General features: G+C 69.7%; 2 protein-coding genes. Both read right to left on the bottom strand.

Features of this window, described 5'->3' with window-relative positions; translation table 11 throughout:
• Positions 1-214: 214 nt before the first annotated feature.
• A complete protein-coding gene (locus ACRDP3_RS12775) occupies positions 215-1585 on the bottom strand; it encodes an FAD-dependent oxidoreductase (protein ID WP_431517024.1) in 1371 nt (456 codons plus the stop codon).
• Positions 1586-1973: 388 nt separating this feature from the next.
• Positions 1974-2567 (bottom strand): sugar-binding protein (locus ACRDP3_RS12770; protein WP_431517023.1); only part of this gene is annotated, 594 nt, incomplete at its 5' end.

Here is a 2567-nt window from a genome sequence, read left to right as displayed (position 1 = left end):
ATCATCTCGACCTCGGGATCACATGTCCCGAGAACCATGTCGATATCGAAAGCGGTCAGGCCCGCGTAAACGCGCTTCACCGTGTCGACAGGCTGTTCAGCCATTCTTCCTCCGTCATTTCAGGGTGCTACATGGATTTCTCTCGTGCCCGGTCCCGTACGACTCGGACCGCGACCGGGATTCCGCACGGGGCGTCGTACCGGCCCCGGCAGGACTACGGCACGGGACTCTGCACGCGGGGGGCCGCCGGGCTCACGGCAGGTGATCTCCGGGCGGCGCGCAGCGAACGGGCGATCACCGTCGGCCGCATGAGTGCGGACGGCGGAATCAGCATCTGCTGCACCTCCAGCATCACGCGGTGCACGTCCACCGACGTGTGACTGGCGCGGGTGACCTGACCCACGTACCAGTTGGCGAGGTCCGTGCCGAACGCCTTCGGTCCCACCGTCTCCGGGAAGATGAAGTCGCCCGCCGTCGCGATGCGCCACGGCATCTCGACCAGTTTGCCCACCGCCTGGAAGTACTTGCGCGTCATTGCGGCGGTCGGCCCGCCGGCGAGGTCGAGGCACGTCCCCAGTTCGAGCGCCTCCAGAATGGCCACGGTCATCCCCTGGCCGTACAGCGGATTGAAGCTGCACACGGCGTCGCCGATCGCCACGAAGCCGGCCGGCGGCCGGCTCAGCCGCTCGAAGAAGCGCCGACGGGCGTGGGGGTACGTGTAGCGCACCGCGTCGCCGTCGTCCACCGGCTCGGACCGGGCCAGCAGATCGGACATGTGGGACACGGGCAAACCCGCGGCGAACTCGGCGAAGCCGGCGGGATCTGTGGGCGCGTAGCTGCGGTGCCAGCCCCCGAGCGTGACGAGCCAGCGGTCTCCCTCCACGGCGAAGGCCGCCGCGGCCCGCTTGTCGTTCGGGGAGATCGAGGCCATCAGGTAGATCAGACCGCCCTGCTCCGTCAGCTGGTCACCGGGGAGGCGGTGCAGCAGGCGACTGGTGTAGCCGACGTCGATCTTCACCGTGTCGACCTCGGGTGCGGGGCATCCGAGATGCTCGAGCCAGCGGTCCCCTCGGTCACTCCGCCCCGTCGCGTCGACGACCAGATCGGCCGAGATCACCTCGCCGGTGTCGAGCTCCACGCCGGTCACCCGGCCGGTGACACCGGTGACGCCGGTGACCGACGCGCCGCCCCGCAGTTCGGCGTTGGCCAGCGCACTCACCCGCCGTCGCAGCGAGAACTCCAAGAAGGCACGGGTCAGGCTGACGCCGAGCATTCCAGTGGAGTACGGGATACGGAAGGCACCCATCTGATGGAACATGAGGTCGTTCCCGGGGTCCCACGGGACCGCGCCGCTCGCGGTCAACTCGGCGGTCAGACCGGGAAACACCTTCTCCAGTGCCAGACGTCCGCCGATGAGCAGGGCATGTCCGTGACGGGCCTGCGGCACACCCTTCCGGTTCCGCGCGTCGGCGGGCAGCTCATCCCGGTCGAGGACGGTCACTCTCTCGAACCTGCTGGCCAGCGTGCCAGCGGCGGTGAGGCCAGCTATGGAGCCTCCGATGACGACCGCATGCCTACCGAGCACGCCTACGCACCCACCTTCATCACAAGCCCGTGATCCCCTGGTTCACCGGGTCTCCTGGTGAGTCTGCGTCGAGGCGGCGGGCACATCGCCTCCGTGATTGCTCAATCCCCCGCGGGCAACAGAACTCGCCACCGCGGCCGAGGCACTCTCGCAGCACGAAACACGGGCACGCAGGCGTGGAAGGCTTCTTCCTCGCGATGAGTCGCTGACGGCCCCCACGGACCAGCAGCTGGTCGCGGAGGCCGTCTCGTTGAAGCAGGGCGAGCCCTTGGGTCAGAGACGCGCAGCTCGCCCTCCTTCACGGCGGAAAACGAACGACAGGTGTTGAGCGCCCGCGTCGCCGAAGCCAACGCCCGCAGCCGGAAGGACGACCGGTGTCCCGGCGGGATCACCGGCAGGGGCGTGGGCCTCCGGCGATCGGGATGCCGGTGCGCCGGGCCTGGGCGACGGACGCCGGGGAGTCCTCGCTGCGTGCGGCCTCCGTCGGAATCTCGGGGTCGGCCGGGACCGTCGGACGACCCGCCGGCGGCGTGTACCCCTCGAGGCGGGCGGTGCCCCACACGTACGGGTCGGCCTGGGCGCTGCCGAACGGCGACCACGCGAGGCGGGTCTGACCGGTCTTGTCCTGGGTGTCGGAGTCGTACACGAGAATGTTCGCCGCGAACCGCTCGGGATCCGCCGCGGCCGGCAGTTCCCCGAGAGGGATCTTCGCCTCGATCGTGTAACCCCGGTACGGCTCGCTGACCGCGGACGCGACGCGCATGCCGGGCGCGGTCTTCTCAGCGGGACCCTGGCGGTTGTCGGCGTCCCGCTCCGCGGCCGGACCGCCGTCTCCGTCCGTGAAGGGGAAGATGCCGGTCTTGAAGGTGACCGAGGTGTCGTCGCCGTTGCCGCGGGGATCGAGCGCGATCTCGACGGAGTCGGTCCGCCAGTGCCTCTTGGCGTCGTCCTTGTCCAGGCGGGTCCCCTCCCGGTCGTCCGT

Origin of the sequence: Streptomyces sp., assembly GCF_050698815.1 — a bacterium.
Taxonomy (GTDB): domain Bacteria; phylum Actinomycetota; class Actinomycetes; order Streptomycetales; family Streptomycetaceae; genus Streptomyces.
Note: the sequence above shows the minus strand (reverse complement) of the source record. Positions and strands in the feature narration are given on the sequence as shown.